At 60.2% G+C, this 25,313-nt stretch carries 20 protein-coding genes; 11 read left to right on the top strand and 9 right to left on the bottom strand.

Annotation, left to right across the window (positions count from 1 at the left end; all coding sequences use genetic code 11):
- Nucleotides 1-22: 22 nt before the first annotated feature.
- The 3 genes from CPCC7001_RS01235 (at nt 23) to CPCC7001_RS14905 (ending at nt 3,245) form a co-directional block, all read left to right on the top strand.
- The gene (locus CPCC7001_RS01235) at nt 23-994 is read left to right on the top strand and encodes an integron integrase (protein ID WP_006909952.1); all 972 of its coding nucleotides are present in this window, start codon (nt 23-25) and stop codon (nt 992-994) included.
- Nucleotides 995-1,337: 343 nt separating this feature from the next.
- Nucleotides 1,338-2,081, top strand: coding sequence for an SDR family NAD(P)-dependent oxidoreductase (locus CPCC7001_RS14220; protein WP_071778243.1), 744 nt, complete (start codon nt 1,338-1,340; stop codon nt 2,079-2,081).
- A 297-nt stretch (nt 2,082-2,378) separates the two neighbouring features.
- Nucleotides 2,379-3,245, top strand: a complete 867-nt coding sequence (locus CPCC7001_RS14905) for a hypothetical protein (RefSeq protein ID WP_156796632.1) — start codon at nt 2,379-2,381, stop codon at nt 3,243-3,245.
- Nucleotides 3,246-3,794: 549 nt separating this feature from the next.
- Here CPCC7001_RS14905 and CPCC7001_RS01230 read toward each other — a convergent pair.
- From CPCC7001_RS01230 to CPCC7001_RS15665, 7 genes are all read right to left on the bottom strand, one after another.
- Nucleotides 3,795-5,363 (bottom strand): arylsulfatase, encoded by a 1,569-nt coding sequence (locus tag CPCC7001_RS01230; protein ID WP_006910720.1) that lies wholly within the window; start codon nt 5,361-5,363, stop codon nt 3,795-3,797.
- Nucleotides 5,364-5,920: 557 nt separating this feature from the next.
- Nucleotides 5,921-6,652, bottom strand: a complete 732-nt coding sequence (locus CPCC7001_RS01225; protein WP_225867134.1) for an AraC family transcriptional regulator — start codon at nt 6,650-6,652, stop codon at nt 5,921-5,923.
- Nucleotides 6,653-7,031: 379 nt separating this feature from the next.
- A complete protein-coding gene (locus CPCC7001_RS01220; RefSeq protein ID WP_225867133.1) occupies nt 7,032-8,102 on the bottom strand; it encodes an HAD family phosphatase in 1,071 nt (356 codons plus the stop codon).
- A gap of 46 nt (nt 8,103-8,148) precedes the next feature.
- Nucleotides 8,149-8,724 carry an HdeD family acid-resistance protein gene (locus tag CPCC7001_RS01215; RefSeq protein ID WP_006910575.1) on the bottom strand — a complete coding sequence of 192 codons (576 nt, stop codon included), beginning with the start codon at nt 8,722-8,724 and terminating at the stop codon, nt 8,149-8,151.
- A 16-nt stretch (nt 8,725-8,740) separates the two neighbouring features.
- Nucleotides 8,741-10,546, bottom strand: coding sequence for an arylsulfatase (locus tag CPCC7001_RS01210; protein WP_006909431.1), 1,806 nt, complete (start codon nt 10,544-10,546; stop codon nt 8,741-8,743).
- Between the two features lie 141 nt (nt 10,547-10,687).
- The gene (locus tag CPCC7001_RS01205; RefSeq protein WP_043369274.1) at nt 10,688-11,689 is read right to left on the bottom strand and encodes a formylglycine-generating enzyme family protein; all 1,002 of its coding nucleotides are present in this window, start codon (nt 11,687-11,689) and stop codon (nt 10,688-10,690) included.
- A 712-nt stretch (nt 11,690-12,401) separates the two neighbouring features.
- The gene (locus CPCC7001_RS15665) at nt 12,402-12,668 is read right to left on the bottom strand and encodes a hypothetical protein (RefSeq protein ID WP_006911261.1); all 267 of its coding nucleotides are present in this window, start codon (nt 12,666-12,668) and stop codon (nt 12,402-12,404) included.
- 337 nt (nt 12,669-13,005) lie between these two features.
- Here CPCC7001_RS15665 and CPCC7001_RS15660 point away from each other — a divergent pair, with 337 nt between their 5' ends.
- From CPCC7001_RS15660 to CPCC7001_RS01190, 5 genes are all read left to right on the top strand, one after another.
- On the top strand, nt 13,006-13,257 hold the full coding sequence (locus CPCC7001_RS15660) for an integrase core domain-containing protein (protein WP_369699352.1): 252 nt from the start codon (nt 13,006-13,008) through the stop codon (nt 13,255-13,257).
- 758 nt (nt 13,258-14,015) lie between these two features.
- Nucleotides 14,016-14,306: a type II toxin-antitoxin system RelE/ParE family toxin gene (locus CPCC7001_RS14210; protein ID WP_071778242.1), complete on the top strand. Its 291-nt coding sequence runs from the start codon at nt 14,016-14,018 to the stop codon at nt 14,304-14,306.
- A 9-nt stretch (nt 14,307-14,315) separates the two neighbouring features.
- Nucleotides 14,316-14,624, top strand: coding sequence for an addiction module antidote protein (locus CPCC7001_RS14205; RefSeq protein WP_071778241.1), 309 nt, complete (start codon nt 14,316-14,318; stop codon nt 14,622-14,624).
- A 197-nt stretch (nt 14,625-14,821) separates the two neighbouring features.
- Nucleotides 14,822-15,601 (top strand): alpha/beta hydrolase, encoded by a 780-nt coding sequence (locus CPCC7001_RS14200; RefSeq protein ID WP_043368447.1) that lies wholly within the window; start codon nt 14,822-14,824, stop codon nt 15,599-15,601.
- Between the two features lie 263 nt (nt 15,602-15,864).
- Nucleotides 15,865-17,433 carry an amidase gene (locus CPCC7001_RS01190; protein ID WP_198006435.1) on the top strand — a complete coding sequence of 523 codons (1,569 nt, stop codon included), beginning with the start codon at nt 15,865-15,867 and terminating at the stop codon, nt 17,431-17,433.
- On the opposite strand, the gene CPCC7001_RS01185 is transcribed toward CPCC7001_RS01190, so the two are convergent.
- A complete protein-coding gene (locus CPCC7001_RS01185) occupies nt 17,415-18,446 on the bottom strand; it encodes a methyltransferase (RefSeq protein ID WP_043369271.1) in 1,032 nt (343 codons plus the stop codon). The genes CPCC7001_RS01190 and CPCC7001_RS01185 overlap by 19 nt on opposite strands.
- A gap of 248 nt (nt 18,447-18,694) precedes the next feature.
- On the opposite strand from CPCC7001_RS01185, the gene CPCC7001_RS01180 reads away from it, so the two are divergent.
- Both CPCC7001_RS01180 and CPCC7001_RS14195 read left to right on the top strand, forming a co-directional pair.
- Nucleotides 18,695-19,975: an MFS transporter gene (locus CPCC7001_RS01180; protein ID WP_156796631.1), complete on the top strand. Its 1,281-nt coding sequence runs from the start codon at nt 18,695-18,697 to the stop codon at nt 19,973-19,975.
- Nucleotides 19,976-20,654: 679 nt separating this feature from the next.
- The gene (locus CPCC7001_RS14195) at nt 20,655-21,047 is read left to right on the top strand and encodes a VOC family protein (RefSeq protein WP_071778240.1); all 393 of its coding nucleotides are present in this window, start codon (nt 20,655-20,657) and stop codon (nt 21,045-21,047) included.
- A 376-nt stretch (nt 21,048-21,423) separates the two neighbouring features.
- Here the strand turns inward: CPCC7001_RS14195 and CPCC7001_RS01175 are convergent, their stop codons facing one another.
- Nucleotides 21,424-22,494, bottom strand: coding sequence for a carbohydrate porin (locus tag CPCC7001_RS01175; protein ID WP_071778239.1), 1,071 nt, complete (start codon nt 22,492-22,494; stop codon nt 21,424-21,426).
- A gap of 936 nt (nt 22,495-23,430) precedes the next feature.
- Between CPCC7001_RS01175 and CPCC7001_RS01170 the strand changes: the two genes are divergently transcribed.
- A complete protein-coding gene (locus CPCC7001_RS01170; RefSeq protein ID WP_006910470.1) occupies nt 23,431-25,266 on the top strand; it encodes an amidohydrolase in 1,836 nt (611 codons plus the stop codon).
- Nucleotides 25,267-25,313 lie beyond the last annotated feature (47 nt).

Genomic DNA, 25,313 nt, shown 5'->3' with positions numbered 1-25,313 from the left:
CATTGCCACAGTGCAATCCGCGATGCCCGAGCATGCCAAGCCCCCGGGGCTGATCCAGCGTTACCGGGAGGAGCTGCAGACCCGCCACTACGCCAGGCGCACGGTGACGACCTACGAGCAGTGGCTCCGAAGGTATCTGCGCTTCCACAGCCTGCGGCACCCGAGGGAGATGGGCAGCGCCGAGGTGAACGCCTTTCTCACCCATCTGGCGGTGGATCTTCAGGTGAGCGCCTCCACGCAGAACCAGGCGCTCTCTGCCCTGCTGTTTCTCTACCGGGAGCTGCTGGAGCGCGACCTGGAGCTGGCGGGCGTGGTGCGAGCCAGAACGCCGCGGCGTCTACCGGTGGTGCTGACGGTGGAGGAGGTTCGCTCCGTGCTGCAACGCCTGGACGGCACCGAGGCGCTGGTGGCGGGGCTGCTCTACGGCAGCGGCCTGCGGCTGATGGAAGCCCTGAGGCTGAGGGTGCACGACCTCGACTTTGGCCGGCAGGAGCTGACCGTGCGCAACGGCAAGGGCGGCAAGGACCGCCGCACCCTGCTGCCTCGACGCCTGGCGGAGCAGCTGCGACCGCATCTGCAGGAGGTGAAGAGCATCCACCAGCAGGATCTGGCCGAAGGCTGGGGGAGGGTGCAATTACCCCATGCTCTCGGCCGGAAATACCCCCATGCTCCGGTGGAATGGGGGTGGCAATGGGTATTCCCGCAACAGACCCGCTGGTGCAATCCAGCCAGCGGAGAACAGGGCCGTCACCACATGGATCCCAGCCTGATTCAGAAAGCGGTGCGCCGGGCGGTGCTGGCTGCAGGAATCAGCAAACCGGCCACCTGCCAAAGCCTGCGCCACTCTTTCGCCACCCACCTGCTCGAGCGGGGCCAGGACATCCGCACGATTCAGGAGTTACTGGGCCACAGCGATCTCAAGACAACAATGATCTACACCCATGTGCTGAATCGGGGGCCACTGGGAGTCTCCAGCCCCGCCGACCTGCTCTGACGGTGGCTCAGCCTGAACATGTGGATACCGGATCCGCATAAAATCGCGATCGCAATGAGGAGTTGCCTCAGCAACCCAGGCCCAAGAAGCGAAGTGGAGCACCTAGCCACTGACGGCGAAGGTGGATAGGCTGAACAGGACGACTGGTCTGAGATGGTTACCGGACCCGTCTATTCAGCGTTGCTTCGACCGTGTTTTTACGATTGTTCTACTTGCTTAGGATACTTGCACGGCCAAGCAACAGCAAGCTCGAGCCGACACCGCCTGCTAGCCGAACGACGTTCGTCAAGAACGGCGGTGCGGCTCAGCTAGTTATTAGGCTTACGAATCAGATGGATGCACAATGAAGAATAGTGGAAGGGTCGCGCTAGTAACAGGGTCTACATCAGGTATAGGTAAAGCTATCGCATTACAGTTATCTGACGACGGATTTAACGTGGTATTTCATTCAAGGAAATCTGTTAGTGAAGGCGAACGGCTTGCTTGTAGTGTCCCACGAGCGACCTATATTCAAGCTGACCTATCTGATCAGGCGCAGGCAAGAAAGTTAATATCAGATGTATTATCTCGCTGCTGTCGGCTAGATGTTCTTATTAACAATGCAGGAATCAATGCAATGATACCTCATGGCTCCCTTAAGGAAGCATCACCAGGGGTATGGCGAGAGCTTTACGAAGTTAATGTCATTGCTCCTTGGACATTGATCTCTGAAGCGGAGCAAGCCTTAAGGGAGTCATCTTGTCCGGACTATACGAGTAGTATTATCAATATAAGTTCGCATGCCGGTGTACGCCCTAAGGGCGCGTCAATTCCATATGCTGCAAGCAAGGCATCTTTGAACCATATGACAAGACTATTGGCACTAACCTTGTCACCTGAAATTCGCGTAAATGCAATTGCTCCAGGGCTAGTGGATACTCCCATGACAGAGAGCTGGGTTGATGCGCATAAGTTATGGAGTGAAAGGTCACCGATGAAGCGAGGGGCTCAGCCAACTGAGATCGCCCATACTGCTTCAATGCTTGTTTCAAGCAGTTATTTGACAGGCGAAATCATACTCTCTGATGGCGGGCTCAATTTAACATGATCAAGCAAAAGCCTAACAGTAACATGCACAGGTAGCCAACTACGCACCACCATTGGAGGCGCGTAGTTGTCTCCTGTGATGTAGGCGTTAGGCAGTTCCACCGCTGACTAGTATCTTGCCAGTACTTAAGGATTTGTGGGCACTTCAAGACAGCTGGCCTATGAGTGCTGCCCATGCGGCAGCGGAAAGAAGGCTAAGTTCTGCTGCCTAAAGTCAGGTCGATGGGCAAAGCCGCCTGCGAAGATACATGTGTCAAAATCTAATCAGATCACCAATTCAAGATGCTATGCGAACTGCTTGAGATCCTGCTCCAAGAAGCTATCACGTGAACACATACTCAGTCAATCCATACAGAAGCAACTTGGAGGAGGAAATGAGGTCGATGTCTTTGGATTTCCGTTTCAGGAGCAGCATCCCAAGACCTTTTCATTTTCAAGTCTCGCTTCAAAGGTGCTGTGTTCCAACCACAATGCCGCACTTAGCCCTCTCGATGCCGAAGCGGGACGATTGTTTGAGAAGTCTCTAGCGATCGTTCAGGATTTTAGCCTGGCAGAGAAGATGTGCTTGTTTGCTGGCGAGGACATCGAACTCTGGATGCTGAAAACAATGCTGGGCATGATTCGAGCAAAGCAAACGAGCTCATTGAATTTAAAAGGAATCTCTAAGCAAGAGTACGGCTTCAAACAGGACTGGGTTGAAATCTTGTTCCAGAAGAAGGCATGGCCTATTGGCTGGGGCCTCAATGTGGCCAGTGGGATATACCCCTCAAATGGGCACCTACTAATCTGTCCCAACATTGAGGACAAGGTGGTGACTGGATGTCATTTCCGCTTTTGCGGGAAGCAGTTTTTTCTAGGCCTTGGTGCAAAAGAAATCCACGACCCATTGTTTGACTTTCTAAGAGTAGGCCAGTCTCCAAAAATGGCCTATAGGCCAACTTTCCTAAATCATCATCGCGACAAAGACTGTAGGCAAATAATCTTATCGTGGCAGGCCAGAACGATAGCAAGCTCTCAAGCCAAGCCATTGTCTCTGGATTTCGTTTGGCTTCCTGAATCTGAAGAGCTTCCTGCTCAGGATCTCTCCCCTTCCTTTGAACTCCTAAATAACCCACCTGCAACAATTGAAAAGCACCTAAGAGGAAGGCATGACAAGTCGCGCTAGACCACTATTGTATCATCGGGGGATTGCACGATTCTGATTCGGTTTTCCAATTCTCCTTCATAGTCTTGGACTGCCAAACATTGCCATGCACCTGAGCCGCCACCACGGGATGTCAAGTAACTCCCTAAGTGAATTACGGCCAGGTGATGGCAAGCGTTCTGCAGCACAGTGAGGCCGCGTTGCTAGTCGCGTGGGACCAAACTGAGCATGGCAGGCCTGGGCTATCTCCTGGATTGTTTTAAAGGCCTCTGATCACCTCATTGCCAACCCTGGCCTTGAACCCGAGGCTGTGGGTGCCGTGGAGGCGCAACTCTTTGGGGGAAGGATTCGCCAACGATGGGATACTCATTCTGGGGCGGTGCCCCACTTAAGAGGTAAACGAAGGGGTCTGCCAAAAAGCCAGTCAACCTTGGCGCCAAGATCTTCCAATCTGCCTGGAGTGTGAATCAATAAATGGAATACATGCCTGCCAGGAAGCCAGTTTTGCAGGCATGTTATTCAAGCGTGGCTTATCGCTCAAGCGGACTGTCGGCTTCTGCAAGCTTCAGACTAGTTACCGGTGGGCAGCGGTATTTTTATGCCTTCCTTGGAGAGCATTTCCCTGACATGCTGGAAGCGCTCATACTGGGTGAGCGTAATCGGGCCAGAATAACCCTCGCTCTGCATCTTGCGCGGTGGATACTGCACATAGGTTTTCATCAGCTCTTTGACCGCTTCCCCAATGGTGACCAGCATCCAGGTCCGTTCCGTATAGTTATTCATGAAGATGTCGTAGCGCTCCTGTGGGTCTTGCCATAGGTCAAACAATTGCGGCACCACCGCGACATAACTCTCTGCTCCTTTCCAGCCGAGGTTAGAGTCTACTGCCAGACCTCCAGTGGTTGCACCATCGTCACCCCGTAGATTAAAAACAGCCTTGTAATTGTTCACCCGTACTGCGCCTGGTGTTAGTTCGTTCTCGGTGAAGTAGAACCAGGTCTTGCGCTCACACTTACCGGTGCCAAGCAACACCGGAGACATGTCATAGCTGTCAAACGTGGTCGGTTGTCCCTCGCGATCATTGGTGGGCAGGGATACCCCTGCAAGGGCCGCAAATGTGGCCATAAGATCGAGTCCACCGAGAATATCGTGGTTCTTGGCGCCAGCCGGAATTTTCCCTGGCCACCAGGCAATGGCGGGGACGCGGTTGCCTCCCTCCCGGACAGTACCCTTCGTGCCCCGGAACGGTGTGTAGCCGGCGTCGGGATACACATCCTGCCAGGCGCCGTTGTCCGTGGTCCAGAAAACCAACGTATCTTCTTCCAGGCCAAGCTCCCGGACCTTGTCCATAATCGCCCCGACCCTGGCATCCAGCTCGACGATTGAGTCCGCATACTTGCTCTTTGAAGGTGATTGGTGGATGAAGTCGGGGTGCGGCAGGTTGGGCTGGTGCACCTTCATGAAGTTCACACTGAGAAAGAAGGGCTGGTCACCTTTGGCCGCCTCATCAAGAAACTCAGTTGCTGCTTTTTCGACATAGCCATCGAAGAAGGGAATCCCGACAACACCTTGCTCAGGTGTATCGACGTACTGACCATTGATCTTGAAGTCTTCCTTGGCCTGTTCGCCGGCCTTACCAGACAGGGAACCTTTTGTCACCTCTTGGAACATGGTGCGTAGTTCTGGATCCATATCCGGGAACCAGGTGGGGTCGGCATAGGTGTAGGCATTCAAGTGATAGAGACCGACATACTTCATCTCGTCATAGCCCTGGGCATTGGGCAGCGCGTAATCGGCCTCACCCAGGTGCCATTTGCCCGTGAAAAAAGTGCGGTAGTCGGCCTGTTTCAGCACGGAGGCCAGGGTCCATTCTGCTGCTGGCAAGCCGCCGCCTTGCCCCTGAAAGGCCACAGTGGTCATGCCGCTGCGGTTGGGGATACGACCCGTGACCATGGCGGCCCGACCCGGGGTGCAACTCGGTTGGGCATAAAAGGAGAAGAAGGTCATGCCTTCAGCGGAAAGCCGATCGAAGTTTGGGGTTGGCATCCCGCGCCCTTCGCCGCCGCCGTATGGCCCAAGATCGCCATAGCCTGTGTCATCCGTCACAAGCAGAATGATATTTGGCTTTTTATTTGACATTGGTTGTGGCTTTCAGCAATTCAGATCCTAGCTACTTCTTGTCATTTACGGTGAGTTTTTTTGTATTTCTTTTGCTTTCGGGACATCCTACGAAGAATTGATTTCTCTGTCCTCATGTGACAGCTTTACTGGATCAGGCTATGCCCCTGATATCGGTAGTCTTGTGCAGGTTGAATAGGGCTTTCGCTTTCGATGCAGGTCTTGTGGGAATAAACAGGGCAGTACCTTTGCGCGAACTGGGCCGGGGTGGTTGAAGACTTCCAGTCATCGCTGTAGATACGGACGTACACCTCTACTCGGCTTCGCGAGAGGCGTCCCACTAGGCCCCTTGGCTGAGCGTCACAGCCTCCTCAGCACGATGAGGTCGTTGCAGCGTTTCCGCCCAGACCAGTTGATCCTGATCTTCTCGTCTAGCAGCTTGGCCACGAAGTCCTCGGAGGTAACTGGCATCTCTGGGCAGAGTGAAGGATCTCTGGTCTGCAGCCATCCAACGCCTTCTCCAGGGTGTCTTAAGGGCACAGCAGCGCGCGCGGCTGGCATACCCACAGTGCATCAGGTCAGCATCGAGGACGGCGGAGGGTGTCGGAAGGCCGCTCACCGAAGAGCTCGGCGTACTGCCTGGAGAAGTGGCCAGGGTTGAGGAAGCCCCATTCCGCGGCGAGGGCGCGGATCGTCATCTGGCTTGGATCGGCCCCCAGCAGTTCCTGCCGGATGCCGTGCAGGCGATGAAGCCGCAGATAGCTCATCGGACCCATCCCCAGGTGCTCCCGGAATCCCTGAATCAGGCTCCGCCGGCTGGTGTGCACCTCTCGGCAGAGGCCCTCCAGGTGAATGGGGTGTCTGGGATGGGCTTCCATCCACCGCTGGGCCGCCTTCACCAGCTCGATCCGCGAAGGGGCCCGGGGCAGGCTGTTGCTGGCATGCCCGCCATGGATCAGGGCTTCCAGCACCAGAGGGAGCAGATCGTTGCTCACCAGCTCGTCGAAACCAGCCACCTGTTGCAAGCTGGGATCGGTCTCGAGCGTCGCGAAGAGCTGGCGCAGGTAGCGCCGCAACCGCGCAAACCGGCCTGGATCCAAGGTGAGCCAGTTGCGGGGCAGCACCTGCTCCAGCACGGAGCAGCCGAGCCGGTCGGCCCGATGGAGGAACTCCTCCCGATGGATCAGCAGCAGGGCCATGTCGCACGGGCCAAAAGTGCTCAGATGGACCTCGCCGGCGCCGGAGAGCCCGAACAGGGCCCTGGGCGACAGCGGCTGGCCATGGCTGAGGATCTGGGCTGGCGAAGTCACACCGCCGTCCGGATCCCTCCCCAGATCCATCGCCACGATTTGGCTGCCACGCGGCTTGGGGCCGGCACAGTGAACCGACCTGTCGACCCGGATGCGAAGCAGCCTCAGCGGACCCAGCAGCAGGGGCAGCAGAGTTCCTCTCAGCTCACCCCCGGCGAGCTGAGTGACCTTCAGGGACAGTCCGAGTGCCTCCAGCCTGGACTGCAGGCACTCGACGCTGTCAATGGTCAGCAGGGGTGGCACCTGAACATCGTCGCATCGCCTGCGGGTTTGTCTCTGACCATTGTGGCCTCAGCTGTGGGCGCCCCATGGGCGTTGATGCCAGCATCACCGCCGGAAAAGGCCGTCACAGCTATTCGTTGAGCGTGTTCACTCGGGGCTAACGCGCAAACGAGAAGATCTGTTTCCAGTCGTTCTTCATGCTGATCACCACCCATCCCTGCTGCTTGGCTTCGTCGTAGAGCTCCTGGGTGAAGGTGCCCACCTTGGTGTCCGGCAGCCCCTGGGCTGGGCCGTAGGCATACTCCCTGCTGGCATCATCGTGCAGCACGATCATCGCCAGGTTGGCTTCTCCCCCTGCCTTCGCGTATTCGAGCATCTGCCGATCGCCGGTGGAATTCCCGAATGCCGCCGTGGGCCGGCGACCGATCATCAGATGGATGCCTTCTGGCTTGCCAGCGTTGTTGTTGTCGAGGAGAAGCTTGGGTTCCTTGGTGAGAAAGGGCTTGCCCGTGCTGGTGTAGCCGTAGCGGGTGCTGCCGGCCGTGCCGATCACCTGTTCAGGGGGGATTCCATAGACCTCCTGCGCGTAGACACGCACAAAATCCTGGCCACCACCCGTGGCGATGTAGGTGCGATAGCCCTTCGCGCGCAGCAGCATGAGCAGCTCCTGCATCGGCTGGTAGGTGAGCTCGGTGTAGGGGCGTTTCCAGCGTGGATGTTTCGCCGTGGCGAGCCAACGTTTCACCTCTTGATTGAAGGTGTCAAGCGGCATACCGGTGAGGGTGGCGGCTGCCAGTGTCTCAAGATCCGGCAGCGTCAGGCTCTCCAGACTCGTTCTGTCACCTGCTAGCCCAGAGAGCACGGTGGCGTAGGGCTTCTCCCGGGCAAGCTCAGGCTTGGCGTTCACCAGCTCAGGCACCCGTTCGAGGATGTACATCACCTGGGTGTACATCGGGTGTTCCACCCAGAGCGTGCCGTCCTGGTCGAAGGTGGCGATGCGTTCCTCTGCAGGAACGAAGTCAGGACTGCTGGGATCGGTGGTCTGGGCGACAAAGGTGAGGATGCTGTCTTTGGCAGCCCCAGGGTTCCAGGAAGGTAAAGGATCCAGCGATTGGGCAGAAACTCCTGGCAGGCCGAAGGCAACGGCCAGGAGCGTGGCGCAGAGCAGTGTGCCCAGCGATTGAATGATGGTTCTGCGCCTCAGGGGCATTGTCGACGAATCGCTCATGAGCCTGAACGCGATTGCAGATCCGAGGCACTGGCACTCATCGAAGTCAGGTGGATTCTGAGCCAGCCGAGGGGATGAGCTGATCCGCCCGGAAGGTCTTCAGGATGCTGACGCCGGAGAGGATCAGGTTGATTCCCACCAGCAGCCCCAGCAGGCTGAGGGAATCAAAGGGCCAGTTGCTCCAGATCAGGATGCCGAGAATAATGCCGGCAATACCAGTGGCGAGAAGCAACTTGCGATGCTCCTCTCGGCCATCAAAGGCGTTGATCACCTGGATGGCTCCCTGGATGAAGAACAGAATTCCAATCACCATGGTGAGATCCAGGATCGAGAAGACTGGATGGCGCAGGATCCAGAAGCCAACGATCAAATAGAAGATGCCGAGCAGGATGGCCAGCAAGTGTTGACCAGCCTTTGCCTTGCTGAGCTGTAAGCCATGAAACAGCTGCAGAAAGCCGAACAACAGCAGCACGAAGCCGATCACATTGAAGGTGAAGATCGTTGCAAAGAGAGGGTAAAGAATGGCCAGGGCACCCAGCACGATCATCAGGATCCCCATGGACCTTGACGTCTTCAAGCGCTGAGCCCAGGCGTGATCAGAGTCGCTCATGATGTTGCTCATGGTGTGGGTGCTCCAGTTATTCGCTGGGATGGCCGGCTTCTTTGACTTTCGCCAAGATTGCGTCGAGGTTGTAGGTGGCAGGGGATTGAAGCGGTGGGTACGTCTTGTAGGACATCAACTGTTCTTCCCACAACTGCTGGCCGATGGGCAACATGTTCCAGTCGTATTGGTAGGCCGTGACTGGACCGGCCAAGGCACCGCCAATGCTCATCGCGGTTTCCTGGGCGACGCCGACGGCCTGCTCAAAGGGATCGCGCTTGATGTTCTGAACGAGTGTCCAATGGAAGGGGATCAGGGGCATGATCCAGCCGTCTGCTCCTGGCTCAGACATGGTGTAGTACATCTTCCAGTTCTTGTACCTTACGGCTGATGGTGTAGCCCCGGAGTAGTAGAAGAAATAATCTCTTGCCGACTTGTCAGACTTGGCTTCGAGATAGTCGCGCTGATTGACGCCATCCAGTGTGGTCTTGACGATGCCGGGATAGTTTCCGGCTTCGATCTGCTTCTTCAGGGCGTCTCCCTTGGCTCCCCCGCCGATATCCACCAGGGTCGGCACCCAGTCCAGGGCGGCGAACAGCTGGTCTTTCACGGTGCCCGGCTCGATATGGCCGGGCCAGCGCACCACCATCGGGGCCCGATATCCACCTTCGTAGGCTTCGCCCTTCTGGCCCTTGAAGGGGGTAACACCGCCGTCGGGGAAGGAGATCTTCTCGGCGCCGTTGTCGGTGGTGAAGACGATCAGCGTGTTGTCGAGTTGGCCCATGTCATCGAGCTTCTTAAGCACGTAGCCGATGTTGTCATCCATCTGCTTCATGCCCGCCTCGTTGACCCCCCAATCCTTGCCGCCCTTTGTCGACACCATGTCCATGTATTTGTCCGAGAGCACGGTGGTGACGTGCATGCGGGCCGGGTTGTACCACACGAAGAACGGCTTGTTGGTTTTCTTGGGATCGTTGCGGTCGAGGAAGTCGATCACCTTGGCTGAGATCTCCTCGTCCACGGTCTTGGATCGCTCCAGGGTCAGCGGTCCCTCGTCCTTGCAGCTCTGGTTCTTTTCTGTGCCGTCGGACGACGTGCACCAGATCACCGGGCGGGGCGGGGTGAGGCAGGTTGTGGTCTTGGGATCAACAGCACCGGCCACGGCAGGCAGCCCAGGGACGGGGGTGTTCTGGCAAGGGGGCGCAATCGCCTGTTGCGTGGGCGAGCTGTTGATGTCGGGGAAGCTCACCTGCTGCATGGCATCGAGGTGATACAGGTAGCCCCAGTACTCCTCGAAACCGTGCGCCGTGGGCAGTGAGGCGGTGTGGTCACCCAGGTGATTCTTGCCGAATTCTCCCGTGGTGTAGCCCTGATCGCGAAGGAACTTGGCCAGTGCGGGCGTTCCTGGCTTGAGGTAAGTGGGGCTGCCGGGCAGCTGGGGCGGGATCATGCCCGTCCGCAGGGGGTACATGCCCGTGAAGAACGCATTGCGGCCCGAGGTGCAGCTCTGCATGGCCACGTAATCCATGAAAATCGCGCCCTCTTTGCCGATCCGGTCGATGTTGGGGGTTTCACCCACCATCAGGCCGCGGTGGTAGACCCCCGGCTGCATCCAGCCGATGTCATCGCCCATGATGAAGAGGATGTTGGGCTTGTTCGCGAATTTCTCGGTGGGCATGCCCATCGGCCGCGCCACTGGCTGACCGGTGGGCATCGCCGTGGGGTTCGCGGAGGCCTGATTGACGTCTGGGCCTTTCGCGCCGCACGCCACCAGGGCAACACTCAAGAACAGCGCCAGCAGCAGGCTGGTCAGCCGACGGATCGTTGGTGCGAGTGGGGCCATGCGCCGCGCTGGGGACCTGAAGAGAACAGCGACCCCTGATGGGAGCGCAGATAGCAACTATCCCAGGCAATGGCGGGGAGCAGGCCGAGGCGCTGAAGGTTTGCCCGAATTGAGCAGGCGTGCCCAGCTGAGTCGCAACGACTACCCCTCAGTGGGGCCGGAGACCAGCCGAAAGCCGATATGGGACGTGCCTGTATCCGGTTCGAGGGCCTCCCGGGCCGCCGGGCGGTAACGGCTGCAATAGTTCTTCGCACAGAGGAAGGAACCACCCTTGATCACGTGCTTGGCGATGCCAGGCTCGCGGGGATCGAAACTCAGCTCCTGCTCGCTCACAGCTGGATTCACATGATCGGCCATGCCCTGGTGGCCGGGTCGGTACCAGTCCTGCGTCCACTCCCAGACGTTGCCGGTCATGTCCTGGAGCCCGTAGCCGTTGGGCGGAAAGCTCCCCACCGGGGCTGTGCCGAAGTAGCCATCCTTTTCCTGGTTGTGGATGGGGAACTCCCCTTGCCAGGTGTTGGCCTGCTTCGCTGAATAGGTTTTCCCCCAGCTGAAGACCTGATCCTTGAGGCCGCCCCTGGCGGCGAATTCCCACTGGGCCTCGGTGGGAAGGGCCTTGCCGGCCCAGGCGGCATAGGCCTCGGCATCCCTGAAGGCGACCTGCACGACGGGATGGTTGGCCAGGCCTTCCAGGTCGCTGTCGGGGCCCTGCGGATGCCGCCAGTTCGCCCCGGGAGTCCAGTGCCACCAGCTCAGGTAGGCGACTTCACTTCCAGGAGCTGGGCTTTCGAAGACCAGGGCACCGGGAGCCCGTTGATCGTCAGCCAGATCGGGGTACTGATCCTTGGGGATCGGCCGTTCCGCCACGGTGACATAGCCCGTGGCCTTCACAAACGCATCGAACTCGGCATTGGTGACTTCATGGCGGTCGATGCAGAAACCCTCCACCGTCACCGCATCAACCGAGAGCTCATCGGGGTAGTGGTCATCCGACCCCATGCGGAACGTGCCGCCGGGGATCCATTCCATGCCGGCCGGACAGGTGGGAAATGCCTGACCGGCAGCCACTGGCTGAGGTTGGATCAGCAAGCACAGGATGAGAAAGGCCGTGGCCAGCAGGCGCATGGGAAGCAGCAGGGGCATGAAGGGTTCGCTTGGCGTGTGCATCGAGAGCTTGTCATTGTGATCAATAGCTTCCGGCCCTGGCTCCCTCTCTGCCCCCCCTTGCCTTCGAGGTCTGCCACAGGCCGTGGGGGTAGCTGGTAAGCCCACTCCTTTTGGCGGCTCAGATTCTGAACCTCACCAGCTCATGCTCCGACCTCCAACGGACCTGGTGGAGGCCGCCTGGGGGCGAGCTGGACTTGGCAAAAGGTGCAGCCATCTCGGCCAGGCCCCCTGGCTCCGACCCGGTTTCAGCTTGAGTGCATCTGGTGGTGGCGATCGTGCTGGTGGTGATCGGATCGAGATCCTCCAGCCGCCCGAACCTCAGCAGGTTGCCACCAGCGCGACCGTTGCAGATCCTCAAAGAGTTTGCGGAAGAACTCCCTCGCCGGGTGTTTGTCCCATCACTGAGCTTATGATATGGAGCGGCGATCACGCTGGATTTCGGAGATTCATTCGCTCTGAAGACCTATTAGTCTGACAGCCAAGTAAATCTTGGCTTGCTCTGTTTGACCTTGTTGCCGGAGGCTGCTTGGTTATATCTCTGGGCCACCGAGTTCTCATGCTACGAAAACGGCGGGCTTGAGAAGGCTTCCCCGAGCAAACCTGGCATTGGGCGATAGAAACTTACAACAACGCTAAATCCATGGGTCTTTGCGAAACGACTTGCTGAGTTGATACCAGCGCTCGGACATCATTCCCCATGCATAGCCATCCCTTGGACCGCCTGACGCCGCTCGGATGGGAGCAACTGATTGACGGTCACCTCGAAGAGGGTGTTCCCTTCGAAACCCTCGCTGCCGCCGCTGCAATCCGCCTGCGCACCGACGAATAGTGGCTGGGCCGGTTCCGTGAAGGCGCTCCAGCGGCACTGGCAGATCGACGGAACGTTCGCCACAGCCAGCGGCGGACCCGCGATCCGCAGCGACTGCAGCATGGGGTTGATCTCCAGCACCAGCACTGCACCTTGCGCCGAATCGTCCGGTCGCTGCAGGCGCCTCTCTCCATGGTGGGCAGGGTACTCAAGGCGCTCGGTCTGGCTCGTCTACGGAATCTTGAGCCCTAGCGCTTGCGCTAATGCGCAGTAGTAGCCGCCGGGTGCGCCATTACCAGTGGGAGCAGCCGGGCTACCTGATTGACACGGGACAGACACCAGACAGCTGGCAAGATGCCGCAGGGTGGGACATTGAGTCACCGGCGATCGCCGTCTGGGCTGCTCGCGGGGAGCAGGCTACGAGAAGGCCCACGTCGCCGTGGACTTTTGGGCCCGGGCAGTGGGCTGATTCTCCGAGCAGGGGATCACCTGCGAGCGGATCCTCTCGGACAACGGTTCGGCCTACCGATCCGGAGAGTGGCGAAAAGCCTGCAAGGCCCTGAATCTCAGGCCGATCCGCACCAAGCCGTACACACCCACCACCAATGGCAAGGCGGAGCGATTCATCCGCACCCTGCTGAAGGAATGGGCCTACGGCATAGCCTTCCAGACGTCCGAGGAGCGCAACCAGTGGCTGAGCCGGTATGTCGGGATCGATAGCGGTCGCAGATACTAAATGGCCCTTGGTGGTTTCACGCCCCGTCAGAGACCCCAGCAGCGATGGATCACTGAATGACCTGATGAGAAAGCACACCTAAGGCAGCCCGGCGCTGAACGAGGGCGTTCTGAGACAGAGAGACCCTGCGTGGCTTGTCGCGTGGGGCTTGTCGGCGTATGGCCAGCCTGAGTAGGGTTGATTGAATAACTCAGGTCAACTGCAAACGGAACAGGATTCCACAACAAAGATCAAGCACGTTCATTGACAGGAGGGTGATTCCTGGCTTGCTTAACCTGGAATTATCCTGCTTTCTGGACGTAATGCGAGACCCTGGCTGATTGAGTTGAGCATCTGAAAGGTCTCTACCTTGTCCTCTCAGGCGATCGTACTCCGGGTATTCACAAGGCCGGCGAAGTAGTCATGCTATGAGGCGGGCCGAGTTGATTCGGTCGATCGGGCGGAGTGGATGGTTCCTGGTACACCACGGTGGTAAACGCGACTGGTGCCGAACTTCAGCTTCAGGCGTCTCGCAGCCAGTGCCCAGGTATCAAGAAATCAAGGAGCCGCTCGCACGCCACATTGTCCGTCTACTGCTGGATAGCGCGATAAAATCTCCCTCCGGCAATTACTGGCTGTCCGCAGAACATGGCCATACACCAGACCCGCCTCCAATATGATCTAGTCTCACTGTTGCCACTTTGCGGATTGGTGATGGCAAGCGTTAGACAGACCAAGCAGCCGGTTGCGCTGGCGTATCTTCTGGGATACAGTGAAGCATGGTCGAGATCCGGGAGACGTCTGCCTATGCCGCGTGGTTTGCTGCCCTGCGTGACCGGACGGCCAAGGCTCGCATCAACATACGGATCAGGCGCCTCTCCTTGGGCAACTTCGGAGATATTCGCCCTGTAGGCGAGGGTGTATCAGAGCTACGCATTCACTACGGCCCCGGCTACCGGATATATCTCAAAGAGCAAGGTGGTGCTCTTGTAGTCCTGCTCGCCGGCGGCGACAAGAACTCACAAGACCAGGATATTCGACTCGCCAAGGATCTTGCACGCAACCTCTAGGAGGCTTTAATGACAAGGACAACCACAACAATTTGGGATCCTGCCTCGCATCTTTCCACTGCGGAGGATATCGCGGCTTATTTGGAAGCAGCTCTACAGGAAGGCGATCCTCATATTGTCGCTGCTGCTTTGGGGGATATTGCCAGGGCCAAAGGTATGAGCCAAATCGCACGTGATGCAGGTCTTGGTAGGGAGAGTCTGTATAAGTCCTTATCATCTTCGGGTAACCCTGAGCTAGCAACAGTATTGCGTGTGATTTCGGCGTTGGGTTTGCAATTGCATGTCAGCGCTACCGACAAGGCGAAGATGGCTGTCTAACCAGCCCCTCGAGTGGACAGGCCACCACCAACTCTGTTCTGTGCCACCCCAAGCCTCGGCATGCCACTCAGGGACAGCGTTATGCAATTCAGGAGCGCGCCCTATCGGTGTGTCAGGGACAAGGTGGGTTTGAACTGGCTCGACAAACATTCTGTTGCGATTCATGCCCCAAAACGCTTTATTGAGTTAGGAGCACTATGAAAGAAAATCATGTTGTTCTGATTCACGGTACGAATGCTGGGCCTTGGACTATGACGAATTTCTCGGACTATTTCGAGCAAAGGGGATTTCGTTGTCACAGCCCGGCTTACCGCCATCACGACAAGCCGTTTTCGGAGGATACCTCGGCGTTTCTCGTCGGAACGAGCATCACGGATTACGTCAACGACATCGCTGGCTTCGTCAACTGCTTGGACGAGACTCCGGTCCTTGTCGGGCATTCACTAGGTGGAGTGATCGCACAACAGTTGGCGGCCATGGGCTTGGCTAGAGCGGTAGTGCTGCTGAATGGCAGTATCAATTGGGGTGTCCTTCCAACAACCACCCAGGAGCGCCAGCTTGGCAAGGCGTTGATGAGGGCTGGCTCATTCTGGGAAGGCGTTTTGCTGCCCGATTTCGACACGATGGTCACTTTTGGGCTCAATAAGCTGGACCCGAGAGAGCAACTCGCTGTTTTCGATCGCTTAATACCGGAATCGGGCCGCGTGATGTTCGAATTGTTCTTCTGGATCTTTGATGAGAATCAGACTACGAAGATTGACTATGATGGTATTACTTGCCCTGTCTTGATAGTGTCTGGTTCGGATGACTTGGCGATTCCTCCCTCAACAGCTAAACACATTGCCGAACGACATGGTTCTCGGGCAACTTTCCATGAGGCTAAGGGTTTTGGCCATTATCTGACGCTGGAGCCCGAATGGGAGAAGATCGCGGAGATTTGCGCAAACTGGATACTTGAGCAGCAGGTTGCAGGTTGAGCATCTGGATGAAGTATAACAACCAGACACAGAAGACTGGTGCAGAAGTTGCCTGTCGAGCAAGCTTAATATATATGTTCGCTTCTGATCTGGAACATTCGAAGGTTTGACGCTTCGCTTCAAAAAGGCATGCGTTCCCGCAGCGAAAAAGGCTGGACAATCAGGATCCAATGCGGCTGACGATTCCTATGGATCCTTCACCCCGGACCATTGGGATGGGAGCAAACAGCTGCCTGTGCAACGGCCCCATAGGCTTGTGATCCATGGCACCGGAGCACGAAGCAGACATGGAGGGAGCCATGGGGAACATTGACCTGGATGCCTCGATCGCTGAACTCGAGCAAGCCATGGCGCGGCAGGAATGCTGCGCCACAAGCCTCTGTGAGGCAGCGTTGCAACGCATCGCCAGCCTCGATGGGGCCGGACCCACATTGCGCTCGGTGATCGAAATCAACCCCGACGCGCCGGCGATCGCCGAGGCGCTCGACCTGGAGCGGCGGCAGAGCGGCCCCCGCAGCGCCCTGCACGGGATCCCGGTGCTGGTGAAAGACAGCTTCGACACCGGCGACCGGATGATGACCACCGCCGGATCTCTAGCGCTGGTGGGCAACATCGCCAGCCGCGATGCCTTTGTTGTGGAGCGGCTGCGGCAGGCAGGAGCCGTGCTGCTCGGCAAGACGAACATGAGCGAGTGGGGCTACATGCGCTCCACCCGGGCGTGCAGCGGCTGGAGCAGCCGAGGCGGCCAGGTGCGCAACCCCTATGTGCTCGACCGCAGTCCACTCGGCTCCAGTTCGGGTTCGGCGGTGGCGGTGGCGGCGGGTCTCTGCGTGGCGGCCATCGGCGCCGAGGTGGATGGCTCGATCGTGCGGCCAGCCTCCAGCAACAGCATCGTGGGCCTCAAGCCCACCGTGGGCCTGATCAGCCGCTCCGGCGTGATCGGTGTGGCCGATCCCCAGGACACCGCCGGCCCCATGGCGCGCAGCGTGGCCGATGTGGCCGCGCTGCTCAATGTGCTCACCGGCCATGATCCCGACGATCCGATCACCGCCGAGGGAGTTCGCCGGGCGGCGCCCGATTACCGCGCCTTCCTGAATCCGGCGGCCCTGCAGGGTGCCCGGCTCGGCGTGGCGCGCGAATGCTTCGGGCAGCACGAGGGCACCGATGGGCTGATCGAGCAGGCGATCGCCCAGCTCAGGCAGCTGGGCGCGGTGATCGTGGATCCGGTGCGCGCCAGTGCACTGCCCTTCTTCGGGGGCCTGGAACTGGAACTGTTCCGCTACGGCCTCAAGCACAGCCTCGACCGCTACCTGCACAGCCATCCGCTGGCGCCCGTGCGCTCGCTGGAGGAACTGATCCGCTTCAACCGCGACCATGCCGCCGCGGTGATGCCGTATTTCCAGCAGGAGTTCCTGGAGCAGGCGCAGACCAGGGGCGATCTGGAGGAGCCCGCCTGCCAACAGGTGATGGCGGAGCTGCGGCGCCTGAGCCGCTCAGGCGGCATCGACCGGGCCCTGCGCGAGCACCAGCTCGACGCGATCATCGCCCCCACCGAGGGCTCGCCTCCCTTCGTGATCGACCCGCTGGTGGGCGACCACATCCTTCCCGGCGGTTGCTCCACCCCTCCCGCGGTGGCGGGCTATCCCCACATCTCGGTGCCCGCCGGCTTTGTGCACGGCCTGCCGGTGGGCCTGTCGTTCTTCGCCGGCGCCTGGCAGGAAGGGAAGCTTCTGGGCTACGCCCATGCCTTCGAGCAGGCCACGCGGCACCGGCGGCCGCCGAGCTTCCTCCCCACCCTGGGGGCAAGCACGCCTCAGCGGGGATCCTTGTAGGCCACCACGGCGCTGGAGGGGCCATCCAGCGGGATGGTCTCGAAGCGGCTGAAGCCGGCGGCGGCGCACCACTGGCGGAACTCGGCCGCCGTGAAGTCGAAGGCGTCGCCGAACTCGATCAGCATCATCAGCGACATGAACAGCCCGAAGGTGTTGTGGCGGCGGGCATCGTCGATGAACGCCTCGATCGCGATCAGCGCCCCCCCTTCCGGCAATGCGTCGTAGGCCTTGCGGATCAGGGTCTGTTTCCGCTCCAGGTTCCAGTCGTGCAGGATCATCCCCATCGTGATCAGCTGCGCCGGCGGCCAGGGATCCACGAAGAAATCACCGGACACGGCGTGGATCCGCTCCCCCAGGCCGGCCGCGGCGATCCGTCGATCGGCGATCGGCGTAACCGGCGGCAGATCGAAGCTCACGCAGTGGATGCCGGAGTGCACGGCGGCCACCTCGCGGCACAGCAGCGCATCGGCACCGCCGATGTCGGTGAGCGTGGCATAGGAGCCGAAGGGGAACGCCCTGGCCAGGGCCTGGAAGTTGCGGAGCGAAGAGCCGTTCATGGCGTTCATGAAGGCCTCCAGCCGCTCCGGATCGCCATACATCGCCTCGAAGAACGGAGTGCCGGCATGCTTCGCCTCGTTCTGAGGCCGGCCGCTGCGCAGGGCTTCGGTGAGGTCGGCCCAGAAGCGGTAGTCGCGCAGCTCCCAGATTTCCGGCAGCCCGCCGATGTACTCAGGCTGGCTGCGATCCAAAAAGCGCGCGGTGGCCGGCGTGTTGCCGTACAGCGCCTCCGGGGCGTCGCCCTCCCGAGCCAGCATGTCCACCGACACCAGCAGATCGAGGAAGTCGCGGGTTGGCCGGCCCTGCAGTCCGAAGGCGGCCGCAATCTGCTCGCACGTCATCGGCCCGGCCGCCAGCTGTGTATGCAGCCCGAGCCCCACGGCCGACAGCAACGCCTTGGACACGCCATAACCGCTGGCGATGGCGAGGATGGCCGAAGGATCAGGTTCGCTCACGGGCAGCTTGGGGGAGAAAAGGGCGTGGGCGCCGGAGCGTGGGCCACTGCTGCGCACACCACGGCACCGCCGGACAGCGGCGGCTCGGGGATGGCTCCCCCAGGAGACGTCAGGCCCGATGGTGACCGATCTCCTTCACCCTATCCACGTGGGCGCGGCGCGGCCCATGGGTTGCATCGCCTCTTCAGGCCCATGCCGTTGGCCGAGGCCGTGAGCACGATGGAAACGATCCACCTCCCCACCTCCCCATGAGCGGAGCTGCCATCCCCGGCCCGTCCAGTCGCGCTCCCAGGCTCGCCCTGCTTGCCCTGATGGTGGTGTGCTTCGTGGATGTGATGGGGCAGGGGCTGGCCTTCCCGATCTTCGACACGCTGCTGCTGAAGGCCGGCCAAGGTTTCCTGCCGGAGGCCACCTCCCGTTCCCGGGCGGAGCTCCTCTACAGCGTGGCCATCGGCACCTTCTTCCTCACCTGGCTGTTCGGCTCGATCTATGTGGCCCGCCTCTCCGACAGCATTGGTCGCAAGCGGGGCATCCTGATCTGCCTTCTGGGCGCCTTCGCCGGCTACGCCCTGGCCGCCGCCGCGATTCCCCTGCGGAGCTATCCGTTGCTGGTGGCCTCCCGCGCCATCACCGGCTTCACGGCCGGCACCCAGCCGATCGCGGCGGCGGCGATGATCGATCTGGCCCGCAGCGAGGCGGAGAGCACCCGCAACCTCGGACTGGCCAACGTGGGCGTGAGCGGCGGTCTGGTGATCGGCCCGATCATCGGCGGCGTGTTCTCCGATCCGGCACTCCTCGGGCCCTGGGCCTCCCCCACCCTCTCCTTCGTGGTGGGCGGCCTGCTCTGTCTGCTGGCCCTGGTGTTCATCGCCTGCAGCTTCCGCGACGCCCGCCAGGCGCTGGCACCGCTGAGGCTCAGCCCGCTGGAGGTGTGGCGGCTGCTGGCCCGCGGCCTGGAGCGGCGCGCGGTGCTGCGGGTCACCGCCGTGTACTTCCCCTACATGCTCTGCTTCATGGGGTTCTATGTGTTCGCCGCTGCCAGCCTCACGGCACGCTTCGGCTACGGCACCCAGGCGGCCAGCCTGGCCATGTTCCTGCTCGGCACCGGCCTCGCCCTGGCCAGCGGCCTACTGGTGGAACCCCTCAACGCTCGTCTGGCGCCTCGCGCCCTGATGGGCTGGGTGGCGCTGCTGCTCTGCGCCGTGATCGCCGCCTTCGTGGCGGTGCCGTCAGGCCCGCTGGCCCTGGCGCTGCTTCTGCCTGCCGGCGCGTTGCACGGCATTGGCTATCCCACCCTGCTGGCGGCCTACTCCCGCTCCGCCTCGGCCGAGGAGCAGGGCTGGGTGATGGGCTTCTCCACGGCGATGTTCACCCTGGCCGCAGCGATCGTGTCGTTCCTCGGCGGCGAGCTCACAGTCACCGGGCCTGCGGGGCCGTTCCTGTTCGCCCTGGCCTGCGGCGGCGCGGCGGTGCTGGCAGCCCTCACGATCTGGCGGCCCCAGCGCTTGCCCGGAGCAGCCAGCCCATGACCCCGATCCCATGGCGATCGTCCTGCGCGGCTGCGCCGACGTGGCGCCTGACCCAAGCCGGTCAGCCGGCCTGTCTCAGACACCCTCGTTGTTGGTTACCACCACGGCGATCGGGCCTCCAGCGGAATCATCGCGAAGCGGTGCAAACCGGCTGCAGAGCAGCATGGGAGGAACGCGGCAACAGTGAAGTCGAAGCCGGAACCAGGCCCCCGTTCCAACGCCATGCCCGGCTTGGATCTCAAACCGGGTGTTGAAATGAAGGCTGGGTCCAAAGGAGCAAGAACAGGATCCCACCTCAGAGTGTTACCGCTACCTCGAAGCACCATTCATGGTGACCTTAGATCCAGCGCTGATCAGGGGGTGTGCTGCCACAATCCAGTGCGACAGGAGTGTATAGGAGGCGCAATCTTGATCGTGTGCATGCCTAGCCATTCCAATTTGCATGGCATCAGTGCCTATGAGTCTCCCTATCGCAGAGGCCAATCTGTGCCAAGGTTTCGGCGCACAAGCCTCGAACAAGCCCCTCGAGTGGACAGGCCACCTTCAACTCTCTGATTCACCACCCCAAGTTTTCGGCCTGCCACCCAGGTGTAGCGTTAGTTGTATGCAATGAACGCGGCCATTGCGTCCACGCGCCACTTGGGATAGCCTTAGGCAGGGTTATTCTTGTAAGTAAGACATGAAGCTTGGGTATACGATTCTATATGTCGCCGATGTCGCTTCATCCCTGAGTTTCTTCGAGCGTGCGTTTGGACTGAAACAACGCTTCCTCCACGAATCAGGGACATATGGGGAACTTGAGACTGGAGAAACAACTCTTTCATTTGCCGCACACGAGCTTGGCGATGTGAATTTTTCTGGTGGCCATGTCCGCGCAGATGAGTCGTCACTTCCGTTGGGCATGGAAATCGGTTTCGTGACACGAGATGTCTCTACTGCTCATGCGCATGCTTTGAGGGAAGGCGCCATTGAGCTGAGTTCACCAACTAAAAAGCCTTGGGGCCAGATCGTCTCGTATCTTCGAGCGCCGGATGGTTGTCTCATTGAACTCTGTAGCCCTGTTGGCGAATGAACGCAACGCCTAACTTCAAGATCCTGCGGGCGGGGCCAAACATGTCAGATGACCGCATTGGGCTTCTACCCGCCGCTGATCTTGAGCGTTCAACAGATCTAACGCGGCTCCGAGAGTCGAAAGGCTACAACCAAGACGCTTACATGATTGTGTTGAAACTAAGCCCATCCTTCCAACCGTCCGCCGGAATCGCGGTCATCGGCTCCATGGCAGCAGATTCAGCAGCAAGAAGATTGTTGCGACAAAGTAACGAGCTCGAGAAGCCAGGTTTAAACCTGAACTTCTTGAAATCTGCAAACGCGTGCGCGGGATCTGCTGGCTCCTGGCCTGATCTTCAAACAAAGTGGGAGGCTTTGCTCGTCAAGGCTCCATCTCCTCAAAAGGTGAACTTTGCCCGGAGCGCCGCCACGGTTTCCGTCGCGAAGTTGGTTCGACCCGGGTTAATCACCTGCAGGTCTGCCGTCAGGATGAACCACGGGGTGACAGCGAAGTTGTAGTAGATCTCCAGCCCTTTTTCGGCATCGAGTGGGATGAAGGGATCCAGGGCAGCATCAAGCGCTCCGCTCCAGCTGTAGTAATAGAAACCCACTCCGAAACTGTCATAGGGGCGGTTTTCGAACATTCCCTCACCTGTGATCCCCCCGATGAACGACCAGCCAATCGGGTTGGGATTGCCTCGCGTGGCAGCCACCTTCCCATAGAAGCCGATTCCCTTGCCAGGCCTTACCTTGCTGGGGAAGAACACATGTCCGAACTGAAGACTCAGATTATCGGGATAGGATGTGGCAATGATCTTGGAATCGGATGGCAGCAGAATGCTGCGGAGATCGACGGAATCCTTGGTGCTGAAGGTATAGCTCAGGCCGAGATTCGTCGCACGTCCCCAGGCCGTGCCGCTCCACTGGGCAGCGAGAGACACATTCACCCCATCCTCAAACAACCCATCCACCCAGTAGTTGCTGGTCTGGTCGGCGGGGTCGAACACCAAGGCCGACAGGTTCACCTCACCGATCTGCTGGGCCAACAGTCCGCCCATCAACACGGCTGGAACGACGCCGCTGGGTGGAGCCACAAAGGCCAGGTTCATGAAGCGGTCGGTGCCCCAACCACCGAAAAAGGGATCGTTCGCCAGCAGATCGACGGCATTGATCTTCCCAACCAGCAGACTGGTGCCGCCCCAGCGCTGGCTGTAATACAAGGAGGTGGCCTGCAGCTCATCCTGGCTGCCGAGAGGCAGGATCGCGGCTGCATTGACCGGCCACAGCGCTCCACCCCGGAACGCCGGAATCCTTCCCCCCTCCAGCTCCAGGTGTGCGTGGAAACCGCCCCCCGCCAGAGCCCGAGCTTCGTGGTGTCGAGATCGATCAGCGCATCGAGGCGTCCACCCGTGAGGAATTTCTTTCCGCGGCCATCCTGCGAGGTGAAGGTGCCCACATCCCCCGACCACTGCCCCTGGTAGAAGCCGGTGGCCCAGAAGCGCAGGTTCACCCCACGCTCGGCGAGCTGGGTTCGAGCCCCACCCAAATCCCCCAGGGCATTGGCGCGCGTCCAGAAATTGGTGGGCTTGGGAGGTGCAGCGGGTGTGGGGGCCGCCTGCTCGGCGGCTTCCGGCTCAGAACCTGACTCGCCGTTCTCGGCTTCAGTGGTCTCAGCCTGAGCGGTCTCAGCTTCAGTGGTCTCGGCCTCGGCGTTGGCTTCTCCAGCAGGCGCAGGCGCGGGTTGGGGATGCAGGGGCAAGCCCGGTTGCGGCACCACATCCGGGTCCGCCGTCTCTGGCTCAGCCGCGTGTGGCTCAGCCACCTCTGGCTTGGCGGTGTCCGCCTTGGCCACGGGGATCGCAACGCCAAGGGTGAGTCCCAGGACCCCTCCAAGGGCCGTTGAGGTTCCCAGGCGCCTCAGACAGGCAACAGAGCGGAGCACCATGGCAGCGTCAGCCAACCCCAGTCGATACACGGATCAGAGTCCACCCCAGGCCGTGCCGGAGTTCAGAAGCGTCCTCATCAGGAAAGACCTGCCCGACAACCTGCCTGAAGGGGATCTGATCGACCAAGAACCAATCAGAAAAACGTGCCGATGATACTCGAAGTTGGGCGAGTGTCACTCCCGGGATGGAACGTCAACTTCCTCAACACCTGCTTGACGCAGCAGAAGCTGGGCAGACACCATCAAAATAACAGGCTGATCCCCTAACTAGTCCACACTAATCCACTGAGACTAATCCACCGAGACTAATCCACTGATGTGATGGGCCAGTGATAGGCCATTGGGGGGATTGAAGGGGATAGGACTCGTCACGATCCACCCTGCACCCTCCCAGCATCCAGTCCATGCAGCCAGTCAAGACAGCGGAGATCGCACCATGCATGGCCGAATGAATTGCCGAATGAATTGCCGAATTGCGGGAGCCCTCGCGGTCTCGCTGCTGCTCACGGCGATGGCCAGGGCCGAAGATGGCGGTCGCGCCGATGTGATTTTTCGGGGTGGGGAGATCGTCACGGTGAATGATCGTCAGCCCCAGGCCGAGGCCGTGGCGATCAGCAACGGCATCATCCAGGCCGTCGGCGACGACGCAACCGTACTCAAGTGGAAGGGGGCTAACACCAAGGTGATCGATCTGGGTGGCAACACCCTGGTGCCGGGCTTCATCGACGCCCATGGTCATCTCTTCAACGCGGGCGTGCAGGCCCTGGCGGCCAACCTGCTGGCGGCTCCGGATGGGGCCGTGCAGGACATTGGCGCGCTGCAGGCCACCCTGAAGGCATGGGGTGAGGGCAAGACATCCCGAAAGCTCGGCTGGATCATCGGTTTCGGCTACGACGATGCCCAGCTCACCGAGCAGCGGCACCCCACCCGTGACGAGCTGGATGCGGTGTCGGCAGAGATTCCCGTGATCGCGATCCACCAGTCCGGCCATCTGGCGACGGTGAACAGCAAGGTGCTCGAACTGGCAGGCATCACGGCCAGCAGCAAGGATCCCAAGGGTGGGGTGATCCGGCGCCGACCCGGCAGCCAGGAGCCCGACGGCGTGCTGGAGGAAACGGCCTTCTTCAGCCTGCTGGGCACCTTGCCGAAGTTGTCGGTGTCCGACCAGGAGGCCATCGCCAAGGCTGGCGAGGATCTCTACCTGAGCTTTGGCTTCACCACCGCCCAGGAGGGCCGCTCCACGCTGGGGATCAACAACACCTGGGAGGAACTGGCCAAGAAGGATGCCCTCACCATCGACGTGGTGGCCTATCCCGACATCGTCGGTGCCGACAGGTCGATGGCCTCACCCTTCGTGGGGCGAACCTACAAGCAACACTTCCGCATCGGCGGGGTGAAGCTGAACCTGGATGGTTCCCCCCAGGGCAAGACAGCGTGGCTCACCAAGCCCTACTTCAAGGCGCCGCCAGGACAGAAACCCGATTATCTGGGCTATCCCACCTTCAGCGACACCGAGGCCGCCGCCTATGTGGAGAAGGCGTTTGCCAACAACTGGCAGATCATGGCGCATGTCAATGGCGATGCCGCCGTTGACCAGTTCATTCAGGCCGTTCGCCAGGCCGAAGCCACCCACGGCAAGACCGACCGCAGGCCCGTGGCCATTCACGCCCAGACGGCGCGGAAGGATCAGGTGGCCGCGTTTCAGGAGCTCGGCATCATCCCCTCCTTCTTCCCGATGCACACCTACTACTGGGGCGACTGGCATCGCAGCTCGGTGCTGGGGCCCGAGCGGGGCAACAACATTTCCCCCACCGGCTGGGCACTGGAGCAGGGCATGATCTTCACCTCCCACCACGACGCGCCGGTGGCCTTGCCCGACTCCATGCGGGTGCTGTCGTCCACCGTGACCCGCGTGGCCCGGGGCAGTGGCGAGGTGGTCGGTCCGCAGCATCGCGTTCCGCCGATCGTGGGGCTCAAGGCCATGACCCTGTGGGCCGCCTACCAGCATTTCGAAGACAAGACGAAGGGCTCCATCGAGCCGGGCAAAGTGGCCGACTTCGTGGTGCTCTCGGAGAATCCGATCCGCATCGATCCCCTCAGGATCGCCGACATCCAGGTGCTGGAAACGATCAAAGGCGGCCGCAGCGTCTACCGCCGCAACCCGAAGACGGCCAGCAACACTGTGGCCAGCAACACAGTCGGCCCCGCCAGCTCCTGTGCCGCCTCAGCGAAGTGTTTCACCATGATGGCGCCCGTGGGGGCCAGCCTGATCGGGCAGGACCTGCACCGCCACTGAGAACTCGCCGACCGGGGTGAGGCCTTCATGGGTGCGAGCATCGGCGA

The sequence above is a fragment of the Cyanobium sp. PCC 7001 genome, from assembly GCF_000155635.1.
In the GTDB taxonomy this organism is placed as follows: domain Bacteria; phylum Cyanobacteriota; class Cyanobacteriia; order PCC-6307; family Cyanobiaceae; genus NIES-981.
The sequence above is the reverse complement of the archived record's forward strand: the minus strand, read 5'-3'. Positions and strand labels throughout refer to the sequence as shown.

Coding starts and splice junctions, on each gene's coding strand:
- CPCC7001_RS01220 (WP_225867133.1), bottom strand. CDS start 8,102: ATGAGCGATTCGTCGACAATGCCCCTGAGGCGCAGAACCATCATTCAA.
- CPCC7001_RS14205 (WP_071778241.1), top strand. CDS start 14,316: ATGACAAGGACAACCACAACAATTTGGGATCCTGCCTCGCATCTTTCC.
- CPCC7001_RS14220 (WP_071778243.1), top strand. CDS start 1,338: ATGAAGAATAGTGGAAGGGTCGCGCTAGTAACAGGGTCTACATCAGGT.
- CPCC7001_RS14200 (WP_043368447.1), top strand. CDS start 14,822: ATGAAAGAAAATCATGTTGTTCTGATTCACGGTACGAATGCTGGGCCT.
- CPCC7001_RS01180 (WP_156796631.1), top strand. CDS start 18,695: ATGAGCGGAGCTGCCATCCCCGGCCCGTCCAGTCGCGCTCCCAGGCTC.
- CPCC7001_RS01235 (WP_006909952.1), top strand. CDS start 23: ATGCCCGAGCATGCCAAGCCCCCGGGGCTGATCCAGCGTTACCGGGAG.
- CPCC7001_RS01230 (WP_006910720.1), bottom strand. CDS start 5,363: ATGTCAAATAAAAAGCCAAATATCATTCTGCTTGTGACGGATGACACA.
- CPCC7001_RS01170 (WP_006910470.1), top strand. CDS start 23,431: ATGAATTGCCGAATTGCGGGAGCCCTCGCGGTCTCGCTGCTGCTCACG.
- CPCC7001_RS14195 (WP_071778240.1), top strand. CDS start 20,655: ATGAAGCTTGGGTATACGATTCTATATGTCGCCGATGTCGCTTCATCC.
- CPCC7001_RS01210 (WP_006909431.1), bottom strand. CDS start 10,546: ATGGCCCCACTCGCACCAACGATCCGTCGGCTGACCAGCCTGCTGCTG.
- CPCC7001_RS01215 (WP_006910575.1), bottom strand. CDS start 8,724: ATGAGCAACATCATGAGCGACTCTGATCACGCCTGGGCTCAGCGCTTG.
- CPCC7001_RS14210 (WP_071778242.1), top strand. CDS start 14,016: ATGGTCGAGATCCGGGAGACGTCTGCCTATGCCGCGTGGTTTGCTGCC.
- CPCC7001_RS01190 (WP_198006435.1), top strand. CDS start 15,865: ATGGCACCGGAGCACGAAGCAGACATGGAGGGAGCCATGGGGAACATT.
- CPCC7001_RS01205 (WP_043369274.1), bottom strand. CDS start 11,689: ATGCCCCTGCTGCTTCCCATGCGCCTGCTGGCCACGGCCTTTCTCATC.